The sequence below is a fragment of the Chitinophaga pendula genome (assembly GCF_020386615.1).
GTDB classification, from domain to species: Bacteria; Bacteroidota; Bacteroidia; order Chitinophagales; family Chitinophagaceae; genus Chitinophaga; species Chitinophaga pendula.
In genome coordinates this window covers 4,278,299-4,297,607 of the sequence record NZ_CP077769.1, presented here as the reverse complement: position 1 = coordinate 4,297,607, position 19,309 = coordinate 4,278,299, and the positions used below count along the sequence as shown (strand labels likewise).

At 45.7% G+C, this 19,309-nt stretch carries 17 protein-coding genes; 16 read left to right on the top strand and 1 reads right to left on the bottom strand.

Annotation, left to right across the window (positions count from 1 at the left end; translation table 11 throughout):
• Nucleotides 1–40: 40 nt before the first annotated feature.
• Nucleotides 41–820 (top strand): SDR family oxidoreductase, encoded by a 780-nt coding sequence (locus KTO58_RS15120; RefSeq protein WP_095838565.1) that lies wholly within the window; start codon nt 41–43, stop codon nt 818–820.
• 64 nt (nt 821–884) lie between these two features.
• Here KTO58_RS15120 and KTO58_RS15115 read toward each other — a convergent pair whose 3' ends face one another.
• Nucleotides 885–1,805, bottom strand: a complete 921-nt coding sequence (locus tag KTO58_RS15115) for an alpha/beta fold hydrolase (RefSeq protein ID WP_095838566.1) — start codon at nt 1,803–1,805, stop codon at nt 885–887.
• A gap of 283 nt (nt 1,806–2,088) precedes the next feature.
• Between KTO58_RS15115 and KTO58_RS15110 the strand changes: the two genes are divergently transcribed.
• The 15 genes from KTO58_RS15110 to KTO58_RS15040 all read left to right on the top strand — a co-directional run bounded on the left by KTO58_RS15110 (nt 2,089) and on the right by KTO58_RS15040 (nt 19,297).
• Nucleotides 2,089–2,673 carry a TetR/AcrR family transcriptional regulator gene (locus KTO58_RS15110; protein WP_095838567.1) on the top strand — a complete coding sequence of 195 codons (585 nt, stop codon included), beginning with the start codon at nt 2,089–2,091 and terminating at the stop codon, nt 2,671–2,673.
• A 398-nt stretch (nt 2,674–3,071) separates the two neighbouring features.
• Complete coding sequence (locus KTO58_RS15105) at nt 3,072–3,488, top strand: hypothetical protein (RefSeq protein WP_095838568.1); 417 nt, start codon at nt 3,072–3,074, stop codon at nt 3,486–3,488.
• Between the two features lie 398 nt (nt 3,489–3,886).
• Nucleotides 3,887–4,390 carry a transcription termination/antitermination protein NusG gene (gene nusG, locus KTO58_RS15100; protein ID WP_095838569.1) on the top strand — a complete coding sequence of 168 codons (504 nt, stop codon included), beginning with the start codon at nt 3,887–3,889 and terminating at the stop codon, nt 4,388–4,390.
• Between the two features lie 32 nt (nt 4,391–4,422).
• Nucleotides 4,423–5,397 (top strand): JmjC domain-containing protein, encoded by a 975-nt coding sequence (locus KTO58_RS15095; protein ID WP_095838570.1) that lies wholly within the window; start codon nt 4,423–4,425, stop codon nt 5,395–5,397.
• 14 nt (nt 5,398–5,411) lie between these two features.
• Nucleotides 5,412–6,383, top strand: a complete 972-nt coding sequence (locus tag KTO58_RS15090) for a cupin domain-containing protein (RefSeq protein ID WP_095838571.1) — start codon at nt 5,412–5,414, stop codon at nt 6,381–6,383.
• 38 nt (nt 6,384–6,421) lie between these two features.
• On the top strand, nt 6,422–7,381 hold the full coding sequence (locus tag KTO58_RS15085) for a cupin domain-containing protein (protein ID WP_095838572.1): 960 nt from the start codon (nt 6,422–6,424) through the stop codon (nt 7,379–7,381).
• An 11-nt stretch (nt 7,382–7,392) separates the two neighbouring features.
• Nucleotides 7,393–8,322 (top strand): peptide arginase, FlmR/OhkR family, encoded by a 930-nt coding sequence (locus KTO58_RS15080; protein ID WP_095838573.1) that lies wholly within the window; start codon nt 7,393–7,395, stop codon nt 8,320–8,322.
• Nucleotides 8,323–8,375: 53 nt separating this feature from the next.
• The gene (locus tag KTO58_RS15075) at nt 8,376–9,395 is read left to right on the top strand and encodes a glycosyltransferase family 2 protein (protein WP_198315234.1); all 1,020 of its coding nucleotides are present in this window, start codon (nt 8,376–8,378) and stop codon (nt 9,393–9,395) included.
• Between the two features lie 29 nt (nt 9,396–9,424).
• A complete protein-coding gene (locus tag KTO58_RS15070; protein ID WP_095838575.1) occupies nt 9,425–11,380 on the top strand; it encodes a S41 family peptidase in 1,956 nt (651 codons plus the stop codon).
• 56 nt (nt 11,381–11,436) lie between these two features.
• Nucleotides 11,437–12,894: a FlmE/OhkG family radical SAM/SPASM peptide maturase gene (locus KTO58_RS15065; protein ID WP_095838576.1), complete on the top strand. Its 1,458-nt coding sequence runs from the start codon at nt 11,437–11,439 to the stop codon at nt 12,892–12,894.
• Nucleotides 12,895–12,909: 15 nt separating this feature from the next.
• Nucleotides 12,910–14,067: a S8 family peptidase gene (locus KTO58_RS15060; protein ID WP_225859765.1), complete on the top strand. Its 1,158-nt coding sequence runs from the start codon at nt 12,910–12,912 to the stop codon at nt 14,065–14,067.
• A gap of 10 nt (nt 14,068–14,077) precedes the next feature.
• Nucleotides 14,078–16,414 carry an ABC transporter permease gene (locus KTO58_RS15055; protein ID WP_095838578.1) on the top strand — a complete coding sequence of 779 codons (2,337 nt, stop codon included), beginning with the start codon at nt 14,078–14,080 and terminating at the stop codon, nt 16,412–16,414.
• 17 nt (nt 16,415–16,431) lie between these two features.
• Nucleotides 16,432–16,698 carry a hypothetical protein gene (locus KTO58_RS15050; protein ID WP_157752931.1) on the top strand — a complete coding sequence of 89 codons (267 nt, stop codon included), beginning with the start codon at nt 16,432–16,434 and terminating at the stop codon, nt 16,696–16,698.
• 9 nt (nt 16,699–16,707) lie between these two features.
• On the top strand, nt 16,708–17,523 hold the full coding sequence (locus tag KTO58_RS15045; protein WP_095838580.1) for a cupin-like domain-containing protein: 816 nt from the start codon (nt 16,708–16,710) through the stop codon (nt 17,521–17,523).
• Nucleotides 17,524–17,554: 31 nt separating this feature from the next.
• Nucleotides 17,555–19,297 (top strand): ABC transporter ATP-binding protein, encoded by a 1,743-nt coding sequence (locus KTO58_RS15040; RefSeq protein ID WP_225859764.1) that lies wholly within the window; start codon nt 17,555–17,557, stop codon nt 19,295–19,297.
• Nucleotides 19,298–19,309 lie beyond the last annotated feature (12 nt).

Here is a 19,309-nt window from a genome sequence, read left to right as displayed (position 1 = left end):
AAACGTAGCTTGGAAGGAACTTTGCATAAAAATAAATGTTATGCAGACATATGAGCTGAAAGATAAGATAGCGCTCATTACCGGAGGCACTAAAGGAACAGGACTGGCAATCGCTGCACACCTGCATGCCGCCGGAGCCAAAGTGATCGTTACAGCACGTCATCAACCGGAACAGCTGGACGCAGGATGGGATTTTATAGGAGCCGATCTGAGTACAGCAACAGGTACCAATACGGTAGCCGCCGCACTGAAAAAGAGCTATGGAGGCGTAGATATATTGGTCAATAACCTGGGCGCGTCGGAAACACCGGGTGGCGGCTTCGCCGCGTTGACAGACAACGACTGGCTACAGGTACTGCAGACAAACCTCATGGCCCCGGTTCGGTTGGATAGAGCATTATTGCCGTATATGTTGGAAAGAAAAAGGGGCGTTATTATTCACATCGCTTCCATTCAGGCAAGACTCCCGCTATATGAATCTACATTGCCCTACGCTGCAGCTAAAGCCGGCCTGCTGAATTACAGTAAAGCACTCTCCAACGAAGTCGCTTCCAAAGGTGTACGGGTACTGACCGTCTCACCAGGATGGATCAAAACAAGCGCCTCCATCAGAATGATGGAGCGGATTGCACAGTCCGGTAATATATCGTTGGATGCAGCGACCCAAAGCGTTATGGATGCACTAGGTGGTATCCCCATGGGCCGCCCGGCAGAACCAGCAGAAGTAGCCGATTTGGTAGGGTTCCTAGTATCCCCCCGCGCCGCATACTTAACCGGCACAGAATATATCATCGATGGAGGAACCATCCCTACAATATAATACCAGCAAATAAAAATGGCCCAAAGCATAAACAGGGAAAGAAGTATGCTTTGGGCCTCCTGCATTACCGTATATCCTGTTGCGATAAAAACTCGTCAATCAGCTGCGCAATAAGCGTACCGTCCTCTTCCAATGCAAAGTGCCCGGTGTCAAGCACGTGAAGACTCACATTGTTCAAATCCCGCTGGTAAGGATATGCCCCCGAGACAGGAAAAATAAGATCTCCCTTACCCCACGTAATCAACGTCGGTGGCTGGTACTGCCGGAAATAACGATGCCAGGTCTCATACAACTCGGGATTCGTACGATAAGAATAGAAAAGCGCCAGCTGTATGGCATCGTTGCCGGGCCGGTCTAATCCTGCCTGTGCAACGATCCAGTTATCAGGACTGATGGCCTCCGCATCCCGTACACCAATCAGGTACTGCTGTTTGGTAGCCTCCAGTGTCAGCTGAGTTTTCATATTGGCAATGTTAACAGGATCTTCCGGCGCCGCCCAAAACTGTTTGATTGGATCCCAGAACGGGGATAACCCTTCCTCATATGCATTGCCATTCTGAACGATAAAAGCCTGCACCTCCGTCGGCCGCCGCGTAAATATCCGGAATCCCACCGGTGCCCCATAATCCATCACATACAGACTATAACGTGTCAGCCGCTTGGCAATAATAAACTGCTCCACAATATTCGCCAGGTTATCAAACGTATAATCAAAGGCACTAACATCCGGCATGGCACTGTTCCCAAAACCTGGATAATCCGGCGCCACCAGATGATACTTGCCACCTAACGCAATCATCAGGTTCCTGAACATATGCGAAGAAGTAGGAAACCCGTGCAGCAATAAAAGTGTAGGATGCGTAGGATCGCCTGCCTCCCGGTAGAAGATATCAAGCCCGGCAACGTTGATCGTGGCATGTCGCACCACATTGATATCAGCCGCATTCCGACCATTTACAGCATACGTAGCATTGGTTGCTTTCATAACTTTTAGTTTTATGTAGATATTAGTTGAATATATTATTGATAATGTACTAATTGGTACAAAATATAAAACGGCTTCCTCAACACAGTCCCGATACGACCGCACCACATAACTCCCGATCAGGCGGTACCCCCCTCATCGCTACCCCATCATGGCTGTTTGATAGGGTAAAGGTATATAATGTACTAATTGGTACAAAATATATTTTCTGCACGGTGTAATGTGCCTGCATCGCAGCCATTTGAAAATAAAGTCGTATCCTTGTTAGTCAAAAACAGCAATCATGGCGGGAAGGCCCAAGATATTTGATGATAAGGAGATACTGCAGAAGGCGATCAAAGTGTTCTGGGATAAAGGCTATGAAGCCGCCTCCACTGAAGAACTCCTGGCCGCAATGGGCATCGGGAAAGGAAGCTTTTACCTGGCTTTCAAAGAGGGTAAACGCGAACTATATGAAAAATCACTGGAATATTTCGCCGATCATTATCATACACAACTACGGGCAGAGATACAACGTAGCAATAATCCCGTAGAATTTATCAAACAGTTTTTCCTCAACCTCACCGACGAATCCGAACGCAAACAGGCACAAGGCTGCTACCTCGGTAACGGATTGATCGAAATGTCCACCAAAGATCCGCATACCAAAAAAGTTATCACCAGACTGATGGCCGGACTGGCAGAAGTATTCACCGATACCCTCCGGGACGCCCAGGCAAAAAAATTAATGCGCAATAAAACCAAACCTGAAATATTAGGCAGATACCTGCTCAACCTTTGGAACGGGATCAATATCACTCGCCGCATATATCCTAAAGACTCCTCTCTCAAAGAAGAAATAATGCTAAGTCTGAACATATTGAACTAATCTCCCCCAGCCGGGCAAACAAAGTATTTGTTTTTGACAAATAGTCATCAATATATTTGCGCGTCAAGTTTCATAACCATGTCTGAAAAGCGCCGACCAGAACCAACCGAGTGTTTCACCAATGTATTTGATTTACGCCACCAGCGTGAACAGACGTTGCATGCTCATTCTCTAGAAGACCTCGACTACGTCGAAGAATAACCAGAAGTATATTTTTACCTGGTTATGCCTATTAATAGTAATTTAGGTATAGAAAAAATGCTCCAATACGCATGACACTCGCCGAAATTAAAAATAACCTCATCCACAGATTCATCGCAGCCTGGGGTGAATATCCGCTAATAGCAGAAAAAGTGGAAATAGCCACCGAGACCGTGTATGCAAAATCTCCCAGGTAATTGGAACTGAATATACGGGAATGCGATTCCTATGACCCTTATCCCTATTATCTGACAACAGAAGAGCTCCGTATAGCCATCAGCGACAATGATCAGACAAACAGGATGTCCGCGCTCTTTTTTTCCGAAAGGCCGACCATTGCTATTGACAACAAAAGCTATGAATACCTGTATGTGGCATTTATGCAAATGATAGTCGGACAAGAAAAATATGACCTGGCAATGGAAATGATCCGGGATGCTGCCAGGATACTCAATGAAAATAGATGGGATGGAAAAGTGCCGCTGGACGAACATTTTATTGCATATGCAGTAGACTGGAGCCTGGCGCCGGAAGATATAAAAGAGATACTAAAGCAAAGTGGCGCAGAGCCCAAAGCTATCGCATACTATGATACACTTGGCGCGCTGGCCTAGAATCCTATTCCTGATTTATTGTGTAAACGACATCCCTTGATAACAATGCCTGTAGAATATTAACATTACTTAAACAGGGCTGATCTTAAAAGGTGGGAATGGCCAATAGTAGCAGGCTTGAAACCAATATTACAGCAGACTGTATTTTTTTTATCAACAAATTCGGCGAATATCTTTTTGAAAGTTTAAAATATTTTTCTTTACTTTTAATAGAGAAGCGTTTGATCAAGTGGCGACATATGCTCTGATGAGAAGCACTATGAAACTTTAGATGTAATTCCTTTTAAACTCCTTACTTTTTTTACAACTCATTGATCCTGAAGTAAAATTCCCTTTTACCGTAGCGACAGCCGTATCCTTTCTTTCCAATTTATAACCATTGTTAAACTCGTTTACTAATGCCACAGTTAGTAGCAGGTTGGTATGTGATGTATACCAAAGCCCACCATGAACAAAAGGTAGCCAGGCAACTATCCGATAGTAATATCCAACACTACCTGCCTATGATCAGAGTAACAGGTACCGGCAAAAACGTAATCGTAATAAGAGAAAAACCCATGTTCCCTTCATACGTTTTTGTATACGTGGATATGCCCGCCACCTTCTATAAAAGCACCGGTATCGATGGCTATGCGAAGTATGTCAGGTTCGGAAATGAAATGGCCACACTGTCTCACGACACCATCGAAAGACTAAAACTGATCACCACACAAGGCCGGCATATCAAAGTCGAAAACGAGATGTTGATGAAAGGTCAGAAACTGATGATCCGCGAAGGCCCACTCTCAGGACTAGGCTGCGAAGTCATAAAACAAAGACAGAAAAACGTCATGGTCACCGTCAACCTGCTCGGAAAAGTAGTCACGGCAGTGATCGCAAGACAACACCTCAAAGCCGTCTGATCGCCTTAATTCCACCAAACGCATACTTGTCTATGAAAAATGACTTTTCCTGGATCATATCCCCATGCGCAAAAACGTCCTTCCTCCAGGACTATTTTGAGCAAAATATACTTCATATCAAAAGAAACGATCTTCATTCCTTTGATCAATGCTCCTCACTCGATATAGTCGCAGCATGGCTCGCAAATGCAGTAGATCCCGTGCCCTATCAGGTCGTCTTGGAAGATAATACCACAACGCTTGCAGCAGCAAGATACATGCATATAAGAGCCCTGCCTGGTAATGTCCGACTTAATTATGGTATCGACATAGAAACCGTATTCCGGCTTTTCTCAGAAGGAAAAGTGAATATAGCCTTCAAAAACATACAGGGGCAACTGCCCATGCTGGATGACCTCACAGCAGCACTCACCGAAGAACTGAACTGCTCCTGCGAAAGCCAGCTGTACTTTACACCGCCAACAGGCGTCCCCACATATCCTAGGTATGAAACTGCAGACATGTTCATCTTGCAGATAACCGGTAGCCGGAAATGGAAAATATATCAGGGGCCCATCTCCTTGCCACTACCATCCCAGGCCAATCAACCGTTTGACCTGTCCCAACAATCACTAATACACCAATGTATCACCCAACCTGGCGATACATTGTACATACCCAGAGGATTCATCTGGGAATCATTCCCCCTGGAACAAACAGCCGTATTCGCCGCCGTTAAATTTACCTTCCCCACTTATCTGCGGCTAATACTCGATATCCTGAAAGATATCGGCAACACCGCCGGTACATTACGGGAAACAGCCTTCCTCAACGACCTGGAAGATAATAACAGCTTGAAAAAAGCAGCGAACCTGCTGGGAGAAAAGATTGAAACGCAATTTAATACGACCACATTCGATAACTTATCCGGAAAACGACGGCCCCCCCATAACAGGCCCTCTTCCTGTGATCCGCAAACACTAAAAGCGATGCTGACTGCACTCGCCAGCCTTCACGCCAACGACTGAAAATAGCTCCCTATATGAATACCACATTCGGGTTTCATCAGCTGATAGCTCCCCTGAAAAAAGGGGAGTTTATAAGCGAATACTTTGAGAAAAAACCACTGATCATAAAAAGAAATAATAAACATTATTTCGATAACCTGCTGACCCTCGCAGCAACAGATCAGATCATTGATGCAGGTACCCGGCATGCCGACCTGAAACTGACAATGAGCCACGCAGGGAAAAAAATAGTTCCGGAAGATTATACCAATAGCTGGCATACCGAAAAAGTAAGCATGCAGACCGGCGTAAACCGGGAGAAACTGTTCAATACCTTCACACACGATAAAGCAACCATGATCATACACAACGCCGCCAGCTATCATGCAACATTAAACGAACTGGTGGTAAGTATGGAACAGGAATTCAACTGCAACTCAGGTGTCAATCTATTCGTAACACCCGCCAACGCACAATGTTTCCAATGGCATTACGATGAACACGACCTCTTTATTATTCAGATCGCCGGCAACAAACATTGGAAAATATTCGAAAGTGCCGTCTACCTGCCATTCGAACCACAAAACCGGAAACAAGTAGATTTCTCCGGGCTCGCGCTATTACACGACGTATGCCTCGAACCCGGCGACCTGCTGTACCTCCCAAGAGGATACGTACACGAGGTGATCACGACCGATGTGCTGTCCTGCCATGTTACATTAGGAATACTAAATACCAGCTGGATCAAACGGTTTGCAGACTATATCACCCATCTCGCATACCAGGACCCGTTGTTCAGAAGATCATATATCACCGGCATGGATATACCTCAACAATATAAAGAGGATAAAATCAACAGTCTGAAACAACAATTGCTGCAAAAGATATCGGAAGAAGAACTGCTGGCCTTTTTTTACCAGCACCGGCATAATACCGCAAAACCGTCAGCTATGACCATACCTTCCCTGGCAGCACTGATCAGTGATCACATACCCGCACAGCACTGATACCGATACATCGCCATTCACCTCCTCAATATAAAAAAATGCACAGCCCTTCAGAGATCCACTTCGATCACCTCATCGATCCACTGGATAGCACCACTTTTTTCAGCGAATACTTTGAAAAGAAACCCCTCGTAATAAAACGGGAAAATAGCAGCTTCTTTTCCTCGCTGCTACAACTACAGGATGTGGATAAGATCTTGTATATGGACGATATACTGAACAGGGCAAATATGAGAATGGTGAAAGAGGGAAAACCAGTCCCCGTACAACAATATATACAGGTAGAAAAGATGAGGAATGTTGAAGTAAAGTCTAAAGTGCTTACAAAAGAGGTAAATCGCTTGTTTAAAGAAGAAAAAGCCACTTTTATATTGGAACAGATCAAAGAGCTGTGGCCGGCTATATCCCGCTTACTGCTTTCCATCAACGATACTTTCCACTGTACCTCTAACGCTAATGTATACATCACACCTCCGGATGCCTGTGGATTCGATGTCCATTATGACTCGCATGATGTCTTTGTCCTGCAGATCGCCGGCGCAAAACACTGGAAAGTATACAGCAACCCTTATATCCTCCCGCTGGGTATCCACAACGCCGTACCGTTTGATGTCGATAGCCTCGAACTGCTTTATGACGTAGAACTGGAAGCCGGCGATACCTTGTATATGCCCAGGGGCTTCGTACACGAAGCAGCAACCTCCGCGGATATGTCCGCCCACATCACCGCCGGCGTCTATAACACCACCCTGGCCAAGATATTATCCGATTACGTAGTTAGCCTGGCGGCCAGCGAAAGCCTGCTACGCCGTAGCGTCCTCTCCCTCATTCACAAGGGAATACCCGAAAATGAGCTGATAGATAGTATCCGAAAACTACTCCTCGACAACCTTTCCATAGATATACTCAACAGAAATATAAAACAAACCAGGCCAACACCACTGACAGACCAGCAAAAAACACTGTTTGCCGCACCTAGCCAATCACAAACAAACTGATCAATGCCTATATGAGAAAGAAATCAACGATTTTTATAGTAGAAGAACATCACGAAGCATACCTCATCTGGAAATATGCAGTGGCACAAGGACGTATCAAGCCAAGCAACAACATATTGATACATATCGACGAACATTCCGATATGGGAATTCCATATCTCAACATACCAGCCCCCAAGCTGAATGGCGACCTGTCTCAGATCAAAGACTTTACCTACAAAGAACTGACCATCGCTACTTTTATCCTGCCCGCTGTCTATGAAGGCTTATTCGACGATGTCTACTGGATCAAACATCGCCATGGCAAAACCAACAGGAAAGCCCATGAAATGTACATCCGCTCCCAAAACAATGCGGGTACCTTCCTCGCCGGCGGACAGGCAGGATTGCTAGATAAATACGATGATGCCTCAGGTAGCAAAAGCCAGGACGCCCGCCGCTACCGCTTCTATAAACAACATATCAATGAACTCAAAAAGTTTGGTACCGTCGTACTGGATATCGATCTCGACTACTTCTCCTGCATCCAGAACCCCTTGCAAAAAGAACTTCGTATTGAAATCACCGAAGAAGAATACAAACATTTCCACCAGACGCCTTATCATCGCATCCGCTTTTTTGACTTCGGAAGAGTAGATGCTGTATGTGAGAACGATCGATACTACTATTACTTCAACAGGATCGCAGACCCCCGGGAATCTCCGCTGAAAGTAAGCGCAGATACCATTCAGCAACGGATCGATCGTACCATCGGGTTCCTGAAGGCCAAAATCACCAATCCCCCGGTGATCACCATCTGCCGGTCCCGTAAAAGTGGATATACCCCCGATGATCAATGCGAATTCATAGAAACACAACTGATAAACGCACTTAGCAAAATATACGATATCGAAGACTGTACACACGTTAACAACGTCCCACTGTCCACCGATTCCCAATAAGACAATTACACCCAATGACACCGCCTGCAAGAATTTCACTTTGCACCGTGTCGATGAACAGACTGTTCACACTGAAAGAAACACTGCCTGGCAACATCGCCTGCAGCAGAAGATTTCCCAATACAGAGATCATCCTGCTGGACTATAACTCCTCAGATGGCCTGGAATCCTGGGTGAAAGAAAACTGCCTGCAGTACATAGAAGAGGGCATATTGAGCTTTTACAGGATCATCGACCCACTACCTCGCTACTTTTCACATGCCCATTCCAGAAACATTGCCTTCAGACTGGCCACCGGCAACATCATCTGCAATGTCAACGCCGACTACCACGTCGGAGACAACATACTCGGATATGTCAGCAACGAATTACCCGTCAATGACCCACTGGCACTGATCGCCGACCTGAACGGAGCAGATCGCGACAACATAGGACGCATCTGCCTGAGAACAGCCGACTTTCATACTGTAGGAGGATTCGACGAAAGTTTCAAAGGATATGGATATGAAGATATCGACCTCAGCTTGCGCCTGAAAATGTCCGGCGTACATCTGAAATACCTGCCCAACACCTTTTTTAATAACTATGTCAGCCACGACGATATCAGACGGTTTGAGAACAGCTACGACTACCACCACCTTCAAAGGGCATTCGTCAGGAAAATAGACCCTGGCACCAGTAGCGTATTGTTCCTGTACAAAGATGGAAAGATCGAAGCAGGTACCCTCATCAAAGCAGAAGATCATTTCCCGTCTATTCAGGAAGGTGGCTGGCGAAAAGGCCATTGGAACAGCATCGGAAATCATATCCACATAGAAGAAGTAGGAGAGGAGACACGGACATTCCTCGAAGACCACTCCCACAATGTTCCGCAACTGGTTCATGGCGAAGAAATATACCGGGAAGTGATCCGCTCCGAAGACTGGAACGATATCCTGCTCCGAAAATCCATTATCGGTAACTACCAGATGATGAAGAACCGGCGAAAAAGCGGCAACTGCAGAGCAAATGAAGAAGGCTTCGGAAAGGGAATAGTAATGAAAAACTTCTGCGAAATAATTGAACTCAAATAGACCGGTCTGGTCTTAATCATCCCCGTAAAATGAACAATAGTGCTTCGTCAGTAAGCCCCTGGCATAATTATCTGTGCCTCCTCCTGTGTCTGTGCTACACTACCGCACACGCACAATGGAAAGCTATATCCTATACTTCCGGGTTCACTACCAAATGGGATCTAACAACGACTACCGGCGCCTATGTCCAAAGCCCCGTATGTTTTCCTGATCATAAAGATTGTCAGGGCATCATCGTAAATGAAAAAGGTACAAAAACATCCGCCACAACGGCAATACTCGCTGCCGCAGATTGGCAAACGGATACGTTTTTCCTCCGGCAATTGCTCCCCAGTAATAAACCCACACTGAACTACGATAAAGCAAAGGCCAATATCTCCTGCTATACCAGAAATGTTAAAAAGCTGCTACTCGTTCTAATGGGAAATGATTCCACCTGGCACTTCAAGGACATCACCATCGACCAGGATGGATTCCAGTTGCCATTGTCCTCCTTCATCAGTACCTGGGATCATAGTACCGGCCATGAGTTCAGTGACGACAATATTACCTTTAATAGCCTGACGATACTATACCAACCGGCTCATCCCACAGAAAGATCAGATCTTATCATCAGCGACCTTACTATCGGAGAGATCAATAATACACCCACCCGGAACGTATTCGCGTGGATCGATAGCCTCACCGGACACCCGCAGGAAACCTACACCAGGATGTTCGACGACTATTCCCGGTTCGTCTACGCACAGCCGGAAACTTCCGAAAAAGAGAATACAAAGCCACTCACCTTCGAAGACTTTGGACGGGAGAATGGATACCTGTCAGGATACGTCACCTTCATACCCGCCGATACAAAGGCGGAAGAAAGAAAATTACTGGCAGCCTTGATGAAGAAATTCGCAGAACTATATCCCTTCTATCAACAGAGAGGGATCAACAAAAAAGAAGCCATCGCTACTTTCAATAAGATATTCAGTAACACTAACCGTCCTTATGCCTCCCTGCTGGCCGACCTGCAGGCAAATTTTAAACGCCTGTATCCCGACCCGCATCTGGGTATTATACTACCATCCACCCCTGCTGCCGATGCACCGGTAGCCCGGCCCAAAAATGGCCCCCTGCGCCTCAAAACTATCGGAGAAGAGGTAGTGGTCGCAGCCATCCTGAACGATCGCTATCGGGATTCAATCCCATTGGGAGCCAAAGTAATAGCCATAGATGATAAACCCGTATCCACCAGTGGAGATCCTAATCAACTCCTGTTCAGGAAAGAAACCGAAATACTCAACATCAGCATACTGGCAGATAGCAACCGTTCCCTACGGACATTTCATATCCCATATACCACACCTGTCCGGATGACAAAGAACTTCCTGCCTGCACCCGAAATACGACTACTGCCGGATAATACCCTGGTCTTCCGCATCGCCAGCTGGAAAGGAGAAACCTACTACAAACTCCTGAATATCTTCTTCGCACAACAGGATATCAAAGGAATGATCATCGACCTGCGGGGAAATGGCGGTGGCTACAGCGCAGACGTATTGAAAACACTTTCCCTGTTCACCAACCAGGAATATAGCCTCGGCAGAAGACACTACCCCTGGTTCGAAGAATCCATCCTGATCTCACCGGCAAGAAAAGAATTCAGATGCCGGGCTGCTAAAGTGATTATCCTGACAGATAAAAATACCGCCTGTGCCTCCGAAATATTTATACTGGGCATGAAAAAAAGACCTGGCACCTTCGTATTGGGAGATACCCCTACCATGGGGGCAGTCGCCAGCGCTACTATATTCCGCCTGCCCTCCGGATTAACATTGCAACTACATACCAACTTCAGGCAATTCATATTCGATCCGGCCATCTATACCGAAGGAAAAGGTATAGAACCGGATATCTGGGTCGCTAAAACACATGCCAGAGACCTCGCTCCCTATGAGGACAAATTGCTGAAACATGCACTACAGTTGATCCGGCTATAACATACCGCTCACTAGCAAAATATCACTGACAACTTTTTACCAGTAAAAATTAAGACATGATAAAGTCTAGCTATTATAATGAGTTAATACCCATTAAAAGTACCGGCGAATTCCTCCTGTATAATATCCTGACCGGTGGATTACAAGTGCTGGAAAATAACCTGGGACAGACCGTCACCGCACTGAAAGAGCTGCCAGCCTTTCAACTCACCGACTACCCCTCCCTGGAAGAAGAACTGGCAGGCCTGTCAGAACTAGGCTTTTTCGTCGACAGCCAACTCGATGAAATAGCGGCCTACCAGGAAGACTATCACAAAAGCCAGCTGAGAAAATATACGAACAACCCCCATATCGGCCTTACAATAGGTACCACCATCACCTGCAATATGGGATGCCCATATTGCTTCGAGCTGATAAAACCCAACAAAAGCTTGCGAAAAAAAGAAGTAGTAGAAGGGATCGCCAACTACATAGAAGATATGATCCTGCGCGCACCAGTCAAAAAATGGGGCGGCCTCTCCATTATATGGTATGGCGGCGAACCCATGATCAATAAAGAAGCCATCCGCCTGCTCTCCGAACACTTTATCCCACTGTGTGAGCAATACAACATTCCATATGAAGCGTCTATCATCACCAATGGAATATTACTCGACAAAGAAAACTGGGATTTCCTGGTAGAAAATCGTGTCACAGATGTACAGATTACGATCGATGGTGCCAAAGAAGTACACGAAGCCTACCGGCCTCTGAAAAATCAAAATGGTAAGAACTACGAGAAAATACTGGAGAACCTCTCTATCATGCCCCCGGGCGTCAGCGCCAACATCCGGGTCAATACCGATAAAAAAGTAGCAGCTACCCTACCTCGCCTACTCGACGACTTACAGACATACGGAATATGGCCCCAGCGATATAAAAATATATCCATCAAATTGGCCTGGCTGCGCTCCTATAAAGGTGCCGACACCGAGAACATGGCCTTCATGACACAGGAAGAGTTTTTCCATACTGAAAACGAATTCAGTCAACTCATGATAGACCGCTTCCAAAGCTGGCCGGCGCATACCGGTAAGCAACGTCCCAAACTAAAATGGAAATTCCCCACAAAACAAAGCGACTGCGCGACCTATGTATCGCCATACTCCTTTACATTCGATCCGGAAGGAAACATCCACAAATGCTGGGAAACCATTCACGATACCAACATCTCCTCCGGTAAAAAAGTATTCGAAGCCTGGAATCCGGCCGACTTTAAAAAATATCTCGACTACTCCCGCACCAACATACATCCCACTTGCTACAATTGTAAATTCAATCCCGTATGCGAAGGTCTTTCCTGCGCATACGACTCACTACACGCCGTAGAAGAAGGGAACTTTCCCTGTACCGCCTGGAAATCCCAACTACCGGCCTACTTCGAAAAAATGTACAACCTCATGCAGGAAGATGCCGACAACATAGCCATCGCCGCTCCCCAGGCAGCCGAATTTCAAACACATGCCAATAAATAAAACTCCGGCCGCATTATGAGCAGACAACCGGTAGTCGCCATTATTGACGAAGGATTGCTGATGGATCGGTTTGCAGCTCAAACCACTCCCGTCCAGGAGATCAATATCTACGAATCCACCAACACAAATGTGGATAACATCGCGGATATGGCAACCAAACGCCTCCATGGTACGAATATAGCCTCCATTATACTCCAGGTATGCCCTTCCGCAAGTATCCTCTCCGTAAGAATGGTACCGCTCAAAACGATCAACGTCCCCCTCCTGTGCAAAGCACTCCGCTTTTGCGCAGAACTACCGGTCGTTAACGTAATCAATATCAGCCTGGGTATCCTAAGCACAGACACCTATTCACAGGAACTATTCGAATGCTGTCGGTACTGCCATCAGAAGGGGAAAATACTGGTGGCAGCCGCTCACTTCAACTGCGAGAAAAAATGCTACCCCGCCGCCTTCCCTTTCGTATATGGTGTAGGCGCCGGCTTGATAAGCGATATTAACCAATACAGCTATCTCGGTGATGGATACATTAACATCCTCGCAAAAGGCATCCACCAACGCCTGCTACATGAAAACGATAAATATATCCTCCGGGGAGGTACCAGCTACGCAACCGCCGCATTCTCCGGTATCTTGTGCAACAAGCTGATCAATGAAACGGCAGATAACACCATCAATATACATGATCATATCAGGCAGGGGGGAACGAATACTTTAAATCTTCATTACCTGATAGAATATCAGCCGGAGGAAACCACCACCCATATACCCGTAACAGGAATAAATAAAGCGTGGAAATGCCTCTCATATGCCCTCGATCACACACCGGTAAAAGATCCGGCTGTATTGGCAGATCAACTACTGTTCAACATGAACTACTTTCTGCAGGGGAATACCCCGGAGATCCAATATCCCGGTATACCGGATCTGAAACCGCTCGTTTCCGGAAAAATGTTCAATCGGGTCAATACGTTGCTTATAGGTAACTTCTTCGACAACAAACACCTGTTGAATGTATATTTCGGATACACCCTCATCCGCCAGTTCATCGAACATAATGGGAATTTCCTAGTTTTTGACGAATACATAGCCAATGTTATTAGAAAAACAGTACTTTTATTCGGAAGTAGATTTAACGGGCAGATTGTGATTTTGGAAACACTATCCATTTAATCATCAAAGTATGAGTACTTCAATCTTAAAGAAAACCTCTAGGATCTTCAGCAGGAACAAACTTACATTCATCATAAACATTTCCGGATTTTCCATCGGCATAGCATCGTTCATCATACTGATGCTGTGGATATTCCGGGAGAAAGGATATAACCGCTTCCTCAAAGATCAACAGGTGTTTCAGGTAGTAACAAACTACCCGGTCAATAACGAGATAAGATCAGCCCGCGCTACCTCATTACCGCTGATACGCGCTATCAGTCAGGGAATACCCGGTGTCGAAAATATTGTTACTACCAAAACGATGGACGAAGTGGACATCGAAATGGACAAAAAACAAACACGGTCAAATGGAAGATATGCTAGCACGGACCTGTTTAAAGTCTTCCCCAGACCATTCCTCACAGGAAGTCCCGAAGGTGCCCTGAATGATCCGGCAGCAATTGTCATATCCTCTGATGTCGCCAACAGGTTATATGGCCCCGAATGGCGCACAAGAATGGATAATGGCGTACTGACGATCTCCACCGATAAAACCCGGGAATGGCAAGTAAAAGGAGTGTTTGAAGCTTTCCCCGAACAGTCCAGCTTCCGTAGTGACTTCTTTATCCCACTGCCTAAAGACACCAACGAACACATAGGTAGCTATAACTATGAAGCATATCTTAAACTCAATCCTAACAGCAACATCGCAGACATAAGGGCCAAAATAAATCAAAAAGTAACCGGCCTCTCAAAAGCCGGTATCTATTTGCAACCTTTCGAAGATATTCACCTCTACTCGAATTTTGAGAACGGTGCCGTAAGCGGCGGCAGGATCTTATATGTACGCCTCTTTACCATAGCAGCTATCTTCCTGCTGGCAATGGCATGTATCAATTTTATGAACCTGAACATCGCCAGCTCTTTCAAACGCACAAAAGAATTAAGTGTAAAAAGAATGATGGGCGCAGGAAGAATGTCTCTCATCAGGCAATTGATCGGGGAAGCTTATCTCACCGTGTTCATTGCTATCGTACTAGGCCTGCTCATCGTCTTCTTCTGTCTGCCTACTATCAATACCTACCTGGCAGAAACACTCCGGTTCCCACTCACCTCATGGGAATTCTGGTTGTTCATCGCCGTAATCTTTGGCATAACAGGCCTGGTTGCCAGCATATACCCAGCCCTGATACTGACCTCCTTCGACCCTATAAGCGTACTCAAAAACAATAAAGGTACCAGGATAGGCGGCATCGGCGTAACAAAGATCCTCTTTACAATACAGTTCTTTATATCTGTCATACTGATATATATCGCCTTTACCACCAACAACCAGGTACAATACCTACTGCATAAAGACCTGGGATATGATAAACAACATATACTGGGCAGAAAACTGACCGAAGAAGAAATACAGAAGATGCCACTGATTAAAGAAGAACTCAAATCCAAGTCCTTCCTCGCAAGCAGTACCTTCTCCAGCTCTAACCTCGTGACCGGCTGCCCGGTTACCGGAGACGTCAACTGGCCGGGTAAGACCCCGAATGATAGCGTCAGGTTTGCCGTGTTATATACCGACAAAGACTTCGTTAAAACATTTAAAGTAAAACGGATAACCAAAGACCCCGGAGACGAATTCAGCGCAGACCTCGCAGTCGTGATCAATCGGAGAGCCGCAAAACTAATGGGGGGCGAAGATGCAATCATCAATAAAATGATTGATGTCTTCGGCGAAAAAGGCCGCGTTACAGGTATCGTTGAAGATTTTAACTTCAGCTCCCTCTACAATCCCATAGAACCACTCATCATAGCAGACTTCCCACCCGAAGCAGAATACCTGTTTATTCAACCCATACCCGGCAGAGAAACCGATGCAATCGCCTTCATGGAAGCACTGGGTCGGAAAGATCCGTCGAAAAAAACCGAAAACTACTTCTGGGTAGAAGACCAACTTAATACTATCTATAAAGATGAGGCCAACCTGGGCAAACGATCCTTTATATTCAGCATCGTATGCATATTGATCGCCTTATCCGGATTCTTCGGACTGATAAACTTCTCTATCATCAAAAGAATGAGAGAAATGAGCATCCGGAGAATATTCGGAAGTACACAACAACAAATAGTAAATCTCATATTCGTGGATTTCCTTAAGCTGATAGCTGTAGCGGCAGTAGTAGCTATACCGGTATCATACCTGCTGTTACACAACTGGCTGGAGAAATTCCCCTACAGGATACAAATGAACCCGCTGTCATTCGCAATACCCCTGTTGGGAATGGCCGGACTCATCTTATTAATCATCCTTTTTTATGCAATCCGGTTGAAGACCATCAACCCTGCCCGCGTACTCAGAGAAAATTAGCCTTAAAAAATATCGTCATGATTTCCCAACAGACGCTGGAAAGCTACCTGCTTGCTGCGCTGAAGGAGCGTATCCATATACCCCAGCATTTTTCCGACGAATTGATAACACTTAACCTGCTCTACCTTTTCTCCAGAGATGATGACGCCGCTATTAAATGGGTCGCCTTTATCGAAGAGAAGTTTGAGATAAACATTCCAGACAACGAAGTCGACTACTTCTTTCTCAGTAGCATCCGGCATATGGCCACCGTCATCAACAGGTGCATATCGCCAGGTATCTAAAGATAACTTATGAATATCCTTTCAGCCTTTCGCCAGACGAAGGAGATAATGCGTGCCGCAACTCCCGGTCAGCTGATAGATGAACATTTGCCGGTACTATACAATGGTATGATGAATGATTGGGCTTCGTACCCCAAATGGAACATCCAATACCTGGTCGACACATTCGGCCATCAAAAAATATCAGCAGATCATAAGATCGGCGAAGACACAACATATATCCACACAACAATAGCAACATATGCCGAATACATCCGCCAAACGACAGATGAAAACCCTTACTACGCTAAATCAACATTACACATCGGCACCGGTATGGAAGAGGAATACCAGGTAGACCCGGCTTTTAGTTGCTGGTACAAAGCCTATTACAAAGCCTTGAATATACCGCGGAAGATCACACTTTCTTGCCTCTACTTCGGACCTCGCGGCGCAAGAAGTACCTTGCATAAAGACATATGGGGTACCAGCTTCTGGAACGCATTGTACGAAGGACGAAAACTATGGCTCTTCTTTCCCCGTGAACAGGAACACCTGCTATATAATGGCGAAGTAGACCCGTTAACAGCAGATCCGGACAGATTTCCGCTGTTCTACAAAACTACACCTGTTGTATGTATCCAGGAACCAGGAGAACTCATATACTGCCCGGGTAACATCTGGCATTGGGCATACGTGCTCGAATCTGGGCTGGCCCTGTCAGAGAACTTTATCAATAAAGACAACTATCTTAATGTGCTGCAATATTTCAATAGCGTTGGATATACAAATGCGGCACAGAAAATGGAAGACATCATCCGTATTTACCTGGATAAGCAGCAATAATACCACGGCTGCCCTCTCCCAAATAGCATAGATGAATCCAAAGACAATGATCTGGAAGCGGCTGCTGTCCTTCCTCCGGCCATATATTAAGTATGAAGCCCTGCTGCTGCTTTTAATGCTGCTCGGAAATGCCGCGGCACTGGCTTCTCCCTACTACCTGAAGGTCATAATCGATCAGGTATTGATAGAGAAAAAAGTCTCACTCCTGGTCGAAATACTATCCCTCATATTTGCCACATATATCGCTCGGATATTAATGGGCATCGCGTCAGAATACCTGTATAACTGGATCAGTAATCAGGTCCTTAACACGTTGTCCCTGAAATTATTCAATCATATCATCCGCTTGCCCATGCACTTCTTTAAAGAAAGAAGCCTCGGCGACGTGATCCACAGGATGAATAACGAAGTGAATAACGTTCGTAAATCACTTACAGGCGTACTCATTCACTTCATCAACAATGCTATCACCATCATAGGGCTCATCGTGGTGATGTGCGTGCTGGATACAAAACTTTTTCTGGCTATCTGCCTGCTATACCCCCTCCTGTTCTTCAGCATAAAACGATTCAACCCCCGCATCAAAAAATTGGCGGAAAACGTGAAAGCAGAAGAAGCAGGAATACTCGGCCATCTCACAGAAAGAATAACCAACGTCCGGTTTATAAAATTGTTCAATGCATATGATCATGAGGGAAACCTGATCAAAAACCGGTTTAAGCAATTGGTCAAACTCAATATCGATGGTGGTCTCATGCTGTCGGTCTCAAAAGGGATCAGCATCTTCCTGCTCTCCCTCGTACCGCTCGTTACATTAGGGCTGGGGGGCTGGCAGGTCATCGCCGGCCTGATGACAATAGGTACGCTGGTAGCATTCCTGCAATACGCCAACAAACTATACGACCCCTTCCAGAATATCATATCACTGTATGTAGAACTGATAAACACATCCGTATCAATATCACGCATCTTCGAATTGCTGGATCATCCCATCGAAGTAAAAGACAGTACATACCAGCAACTCGATAGCCCCATCAAAAAGATCGAACTGGAAAATGTCAGCTTCCTGCATCAGGACAAACAAGTGATCAACAACCTGGATTTTACGTTTCATACCGGCCGGCATTATGCAATCGTAGGCGCCAGCGGCGGCGGAAAATCTACCATCGTAGACTTGCTATGCAAATTTAATATCCCGCACAAAGGGCAAATACTCGTCAACGGCAGAAACCTGCAGGAAATCGATATGGAAGATTGGATGCATCACCTGACCGTAAATAGCCAGGGATACTTCCTGTTCAACGATACCATCCTGGAAAATATACGCTACGGAAAATTAAATGCCGGCGACAATGAGCTGGTAGAGGCTGCCCAACTATCAGGGATCTTTACCGATAATAATGACTACCATAAAAGGGCTTTACGTAAGATCGGCGATGGTGGCGTAAAACTATCAGGAGGACAAAAACAGAAACTGTCCCTAGGCAGAACACTATTGCGCAACACAGAATGGCTGATCATAGATGAAGCGACATCAGAGATCGACTCCAAAAGCGAAGAATCCATATATGCTCACCTCTTCGGAAATCCCGCATTCAAAACCATTATTATCATCTCACATAGGCTTAGTGCCCTGAAATATGCAAACGAGATTGTCTGCATAGATGCCGGTAGAATAATAGAACATGGTACCATGGCAGAACTGATTCAAAAGAAAGGCCATTTTTACCAGCTGTTCGAAAGCCAGCTCGACCTCACGACCGTTAAGATCTGATTATCACCTCTT